6 protein-coding genes are annotated in these 6,012 nt (G+C 69.0%); 3 read left to right on the top strand and 3 right to left on the bottom strand.

Annotated elements, in window-relative coordinates:
• Window positions 1-711: 711 nt before the first annotated feature.
• Both AB0I21_RS56915 and AB0I21_RS56910 read right to left on the bottom strand, forming a co-directional pair.
• Window positions 712-2,019, bottom strand: a complete 1,308-nt coding sequence (locus AB0I21_RS56915) for a carotenoid oxygenase family protein (protein WP_360574335.1) — start codon at window positions 2,017-2,019, stop codon at window positions 712-714.
• 93 nt (window positions 2,020-2,112) lie between these two features.
• Window positions 2,113-2,688: a hypothetical protein gene (locus tag AB0I21_RS56910; protein WP_360574333.1), complete on the bottom strand. Its 576-nt coding sequence runs from the start codon at window positions 2,686-2,688 to the stop codon at window positions 2,113-2,115.
• A 373-nt stretch (window positions 2,689-3,061) separates the two neighbouring features.
• Between AB0I21_RS56910 and AB0I21_RS56905 the strand changes: the two genes are divergently transcribed.
• Window positions 3,062-3,601, top strand: coding sequence for a hypothetical protein (locus AB0I21_RS56905; RefSeq protein WP_360574331.1), 540 nt, complete (start codon window positions 3,062-3,064; stop codon window positions 3,599-3,601).
• A gap of 292 nt (window positions 3,602-3,893) precedes the next feature.
• Here AB0I21_RS56905 and AB0I21_RS56900 read toward each other — a convergent pair whose 3' ends face one another.
• Window positions 3,894-4,469 carry an SGNH/GDSL hydrolase family protein gene (locus AB0I21_RS56900; RefSeq protein ID WP_360574329.1) on the bottom strand — a complete coding sequence of 192 codons (576 nt, stop codon included), beginning with the start codon at window positions 4,467-4,469 and terminating at the stop codon, window positions 3,894-3,896.
• A 363-nt stretch (window positions 4,470-4,832) separates the two neighbouring features.
• On the opposite strand from AB0I21_RS56900, the gene AB0I21_RS56895 reads away from it, so the two are divergent.
• Both AB0I21_RS56895 and AB0I21_RS56890 read left to right on the top strand, forming a co-directional pair.
• Window positions 4,833-5,159, top strand: a complete 327-nt coding sequence (locus AB0I21_RS56895) for a hypothetical protein (protein WP_360574327.1) — start codon at window positions 4,833-4,835, stop codon at window positions 5,157-5,159.
• A gap of 260 nt (window positions 5,160-5,419) precedes the next feature.
• Window positions 5,420-6,012, top strand: a 593-nt coding sequence (locus AB0I21_RS56890) for a glycoside hydrolase family 11 protein (RefSeq protein WP_360574325.1), incomplete at its 3' end; no start/stop codon positions are given.

The following is a 6,012-nucleotide window of genomic DNA, read 5'->3' as shown; positions in this document are numbered from 1 at the left end:
AGGCGATTCCAGCATTTCCGACTACCGTAACGCCGCTGACCTGCGATTCCCTCCGCGCCCGTGCCTAGAACAGCCGCTCAGCTGCGGAACGCGGGCCTTCCGACGTTCTGGAAAGCGGCTCTCACCTGCGAAAACTTGTCGGGACGGCGGGATTCGAACCCACGACCCCTTGACCCCAGGGGGTCGTCGGAGGCCCCAGCGACGTGCTCAAGCGCGTTCTCCCAGGTCACCGTAGGCATAAACCGGCCGAGTAAGGGGGTCCACGGATCGGTCTCGGACGCCGGGCCGCATCTGCCCCGGACCGTATGGGTCCGGTCAGCACGCGATGAGCTCGGCCTGGTGCTGGGTGGCTTCACGGCGTCGGGTGGCGCTCACGCGGGCGTAGTAGCGCATCAGCGTGCCGGGGTCATGACCCCACCGCGTCCTCCCTCACAGATGTCAGCATCGCCAGGATCGCCGGGTCGAGCAGCAGCGTGCGGGTCCCGCTGTGCGACTTCGGCGGCTCCCGGACCTCGCTCGCGCTCGACCGCGCCGGCCAGTTCGGCGGCCACGCCGAGCGGGTTGGCCGCGCCGAGCGCGGATCGGTGGAGGTCAGCGAATTCGGTACCGGTGAGAACGTCCGTTGCCGGCACGATCTCAAGCGGCGGCGGCGCGGCGACCGCTGCGCGCTGCGTTACGCCGTCTCATGGGCGCCCGGGCCAGGCCGGGGAGTCATATGCGGTCGGCGATCCACGACCCGTGAAACCCGGCCGGTACGCGACGTGGCAGGCCGACCGTGGCCACCGGGGCAAGGCCGGCGGCGTCCAGGACGAGCAGGACGGAGCCGGCCGGACCGGTGACGATGCTGAGCAGCCAGCCCTCGTCCTCGGCACGCGCGCCGTCAGCGGGCACGAAGACCGCCTCGCCGGGGCGCTGCTCGGCATCGAAGCGGTACACGGTGGCGCTGCCGGTGCCGGTGTCGTACTTGACGATCGAGTGCTCGCCCACGGTGTACAGATGCCGGTTGGGTCGCCCGGTGCGGTCGTTGTCGTGGGTGGGGAACTCGACGCCGCGGTCGTCCAGCAACTCCTCCCGCCGGGTGCCTGTCGCCGGGTCGAGCCGCCAGCGGTACAGCTGGGCCCGGGACCGGTCCAGGTTGGCTCCGCCGCCGAGTCCCGACCACACGGACCCGAAGCCCGCGACGTCGTAACGGACGGCGTCGAGCACCACCGCGCCGGCGGCGTCCTCGTACGCGTTGCCGACGTGGAAGACGAAACAGGGATCGACGTCGAACCAGCGCACCGTGGCGAGCTCGGCGCGGGGCATCACCCCGAGCCGCGCGCCGTGCGCGTCGTCCCATCGGTACGGGATGCGTTCCCTGCCGATCAGCGCCGGGTCGAACACCACAGGCAGGTCCAGCCAGACGACGTGACCGGCGGTGATGGCGAAGTCGTGCATCATCGTCGGCCCGGCGACGGCGACCTCGCGGCTGCGGACCAACTCGCCGGCCGCGTCCAGGACGTGGTACGTGAGGTACGGCGGCAGGGCACCGTATCCGAAGAAGTGCAGTTCCCCTGTCTGCGGATCCTGCTTGGGGTGCGCCGTCATCGCGGTGGTGAGCCGACCGCCGAAGTCGCACGGCCCCACAGTGTCCAGCTCCGCCGTCACCTCGTACGGCAGGCCACTCTCGACCAGCGCCAGAATCCGGTCGCCGTGCGGCACGACGTGGGTGTTGGCCGGCACGGCGGTACGGTCGATGGAGAGGTCCGGGCGGACATACGACGCACCCTCGAGCTCCGCGGTGCGCACCCAGCGGTTGCGGTACCACTCGGCCCGCCCGCCACGCAGCCGGATCCCGTGGATCATCCCCGGCCCCAGGAACCAGTGCCCGGGGTCCTGGCCGGGAAGCGGATTCGGGCCGTTGCGGAAGTACCGCCCGGTCAGCTCAGGAGGCAGCGCCCCGCTGACGGGCAGGTCGTACGCGTCCATCTCGTCGGCTACCGGCGCGAGATATCCGCTGAGGTAGGCCGGTCCGGTCACGATCGGGCCTCCTTACCGGCAATGTGTTGCCTGAACCGACACTACCCGCGGACGGGCCCACGACACCGGCCGCGACGGTGTCCCGGTTCCATCTCAGCGGCCTGGCAGAACGTTCTGGAGCACGTCGCCGGGTCGCTCCGCGTGGGAACAGCGAACCGGCAGGTCCCGGACAAGCGTGGCGAGAACGCGGTGATCGGTGACCTGCTCGGCCCGCTGGACGTGGCCGCCGGGGCCGCCTGTCGTCACACCCGACGAAAGTCGATGCCTGATCAGCTTGAGGTCGGGGTAGCTGCCCGAGTTCAGCACGGCGGACATGGCGTCGATCCACTGACCTTGCTGCCGCCGTCTTCGCTGGAAGCGGTCGGCCGCCATCATCGGGCGCTTCGGGGCGATGGCGCGGGCCTTGGCGCAAACGCTGGAGAACGTGGAGTCGAAGCTCGTCCAGTGGTTGCCGGCCGGGTCCCAGGAGGGACCGAAACCAGTTGTAGCGTCGATCGCAGCCCAGTCGACATACGCGTCACCCGGGTAGGACTGCGCCGGGTCGTTGAATGAGGAGTCGGGAGCCGACCCGTTGTTGAAGCACCACAGCCATTGGACGTTCGTGGCACCGTGCCTTGGCTTCGGTGTCGTCTCGCTGACGTTCCAGGCTCTGGCACGTTTGGATGTCACGCGGATGTGTGGCACCCCGGGGCGCGGGACCCATCCGGCGGGCCCGGCGCCCCGGGAGTGACGAACGCGCTGTGGTGGGTGGCGATGTCAGCTGCAGCGTTGACCGTTGATGGTGAACGCGGTGGGCGGCGGGTTGGATCCGGTCCAGGTGCCGTTGAAGCCGATGATGGTGGAGGCAAGCAGCGGTGCTGCGGGCGGTCGATGTCGCAGGGCAATTCGCCGCGCAACTCCTTCTGGTGCTCGCTACGGCGGATGGTCGATCCAGCGAGGCTGGCGAGCACCCGGGTTGAACCTGAACCGCCAGTGTGGATTGATCCCGGAGCGCCTGGGTAGCCGCGTTGTTTCGGACGGACCCGGGTGGAGGTGCCCAATCATGACGACCGCAGCAACGAGATCACAAACCGATCCCCAAAAGCGGGTCACAGGGCCGCGCACCGCCGGCACGTCGACGCAGGACCGACGCCGCCGCCCGGCGAAAAAGACCGCCCCCGCAGCGACCGTCGAGCAGCAGCCGACCCAGGCGGAGAAGCTCCTGCCCGCCAGTAAGGCTGAACGGCCCAAGGCCAAGTCCGAGTTAGTGACCTGGCAGGATGTCCCGATGCCGCACGTCAAGGTGCCGGTTGTCCACGGCGGGCCAGCGGCGCGCTCGGTCGTTTCGAACGTCCGCTGGACGGCGCATACACTCGCCTCGGCCGTACCGCCACCCGAACGGCTGCTGTACTACGGCGGCGTCGGCGCGCTGGCCGCCCTCGGCGTTGTGGAATGGCCCATCGCCGTAGCGGCCGCGGCGGGGGTCTGGGTGGCGACCCACAGCCGTCGCAGCGCGGAGTCGCCGAGACCTACGGAGGCGCCTGAGGCGCCCCACGGCAAGACGCGGGCTACGTCCGGTCCGGTCGCTGCCGCAGCCCGGTGACCACATACCGGGGTTACGCGCCCGACTGCACCAAACCGTCGGCCGCAACTGGGCCGACCTGGCCGTCTCCGCGGCAAGCGCCAGCATCGACGCCGTAGGTCAGGGGGACTCGCGCTCGCGGATGCCGCCATGCGCGTCGCCCCGCTGCGGAAGGCTTCCGCGCCGCGCGACGCGTTGCAGCGCAGGGCGACCGAGCATACTCGCGAGGCCGACGTGAGCCGCGCCGACAGCCTCGACAGCGCAACTTCGGCGACGCTGCCGGACGGGCCGATCGAGCGCCACTCCCGCCGGATCATCGGCGAACGCAACAGCGCCGCTTGTCCGCCGGCGGGAGGGCGGACGCGCCCGCCACCGGGGGCACGATCAGCCCTTCGGCCATCGCGGCGTCGATGCCGCGGTTGAACGCGTCGGCCATCTTGCGGTATCCGGTGGTGTTCGGGTGCAGCCAGTCGGCCATGTCGGCCGTGGTCACGGCGCTCATGCTGACCAGCCGCACCGGCTTGCCCGCGCTGCGGAACCCGTCGACGATCCCCTGCATCCGCGTGTTGTACTCCTGGATCCGCCCGTTCGGCACCGGTTTCAGTGACGGCACCAGGGTCGCCACCAGCACCGTGGTCTCCGGCGCGCCGTCGAGGATCGTGTCGATCAGCGCACGAAGCCGGCCCGCCGCCGCGGCGACGTCGACATCCTGGTCAACCTTCAGGTCATTGGTGCCGATGTGCAGCGTGACGACGTTGGGCCGGAACCGGCGGATCGTGCAGGTGCCCACCAAATTGGTGATCTGGCTGATCCGCCAGCCCGGATGCCCCTCGTGGGTGCCGCCCGTTGAGCTCCGTCGTCCACGCGGCCACCTGGCTGCGCTGCACATTGTCCGGCAGCTCGAACTCGAACACCGTCGTATGCGTCTGCGCCGCCCGCGCCGGCCCGGCCGGCACCACCACCCCACCCAGCGCCACCGCTGCCGTGACCACCACGGACAGCCACCACCTGGAACGCGCCACCCAGCTCGCCATATCTCCTCCATCACCGGGCATGATCCGCCCGACCGCCGACGCTAGGACGCCAAAAAAGGCATCGACGTCTCTCACTGATGAACGCGCCAAGAATCACCACCGGCCGCCGCAACCGACCGGACCGGCGAGACGGCGCCCATCCGTCCCGTTCAGGTCGGCAGGGCGCCGGCGCCGAGGCCCTTCAGTCCGGCCTGGACCTTGCCGGCGTACGGAGCGTCATGATCGCTGATGAGCCGCAGCGCGCGATCGGCGGCAGATCCGCGCACCTGTCGCGTGCGCCGATCAGTAATGGGCGAGATCTGCGTGACAGGGTGACCGAGAAGCGCGGCCACATCGGCAAGTGCGACGGCATCCGGCTACTACTTGGCTCGAGTCGGATTCATGGCGCACACCTCGAATCGCGCGAACCCAACCGGCCAGCCCTAACGCAGCGAGTGCAGGGCGATCGCGCCACGGCACGGTACCCGAACGTCGAGGCTGTCGAAGCCCGTACCGTTCTCCTCGATCAGGTCGAAGCACGAGCGGGTCACGCCCGGCAGTGCTGAGCTGCTCGATCCGGGTTTCAGGAAGGACCTTCCCGAGCAGTCGCTCGACCGCCCATTCGGTGAAACTTTCGCATTCCCGATGCCGTAGCGCTGCAATATGACAGCCATTCTGTGCCAAATATTGTTCATTCCTGCCCGCTCGGCCGGCGGGGCAGATCAGGAGGCGGCCGTTTTTCGAAATTGATTGACGCCCGCAGCGCTGCCGAATCACAATGCCGCCATCGACGCAAGTCGACGTCGCCGCATGAAAGGACGCACACATGAACGACGTTCCCGCAGCTCCGAAGCGCCGCCGGCGCTACCGCGGAGGGCTGCTCATCGGCGGCGTATGCGCCGTCGCGCTCGTCGTGGCATCGGTCGCAATGACCGGCACGGCGCACGCCGAGGCCGACCGGACCGTCACCGCGAACACGACCGGCACCCACAACGGCTACTTCTTCTCGTACTGGAAGGACAGCGGCAACGTCACCATGACGCTGGGCGCCGGTGGTTCGTACCGGGTCCAGTGGAGCAACATCAACAACACCGTCGTCGGCAAGGGTTGGAAGCCCGGCTCCAACCACACGGTGAACTACTCCGGCACGTTCAGCGTCAACGGCAACGGCTACCTGGCGCTGTACGGCTGGACCACCAACCCGCTCATCGAGTACTACATCGTCGAGAATTTCGGCAACTACAACCCCAGCACCGGCGCGCAGCGGCTGGGCTCCGTCAGCACCGACGGCAGCACGTACGACATCTACCGCACCCAGCGCGTCAACCAGCCCTCCATCATCGGCAACGCGACGTTCTACCAGTACTGGAGCGTCCGGCAGCAGAAGCGGACCGGCGGCACCATCACCACCGCCAACCA

This window comes from Dactylosporangium sp. NPDC050588, from assembly GCF_040654975.1.
GTDB classification, from domain to species: Bacteria; Actinomycetota; Actinomycetes; order Mycobacteriales; family Micromonosporaceae; genus Dactylosporangium; species Dactylosporangium maewongense.
The sequence above is the reverse complement of the archived record's forward strand: the minus strand, read 5'-3'. Positions and strand labels throughout refer to the sequence as shown.

Excerpts from the sequence above, each read along its gene's own strand:
- AB0I21_RS56900 (WP_360574329.1), bottom strand. The coding sequence starts at position 4,469 with ATGTGCAGCGCAGCCAGGTGGCCGCGTGGACGACGGAGCTCAACGGGC.
- AB0I21_RS56905 (WP_360574331.1), top strand. The coding sequence starts at position 3,062 with ATGACGACCGCAGCAACGAGATCACAAACCGATCCCCAAAAGCGGGTC.
- AB0I21_RS56895 (WP_360574327.1), top strand. The coding sequence starts at position 4,833 with ATGATCGCTGATGAGCCGCAGCGCGCGATCGGCGGCAGATCCGCGCAC.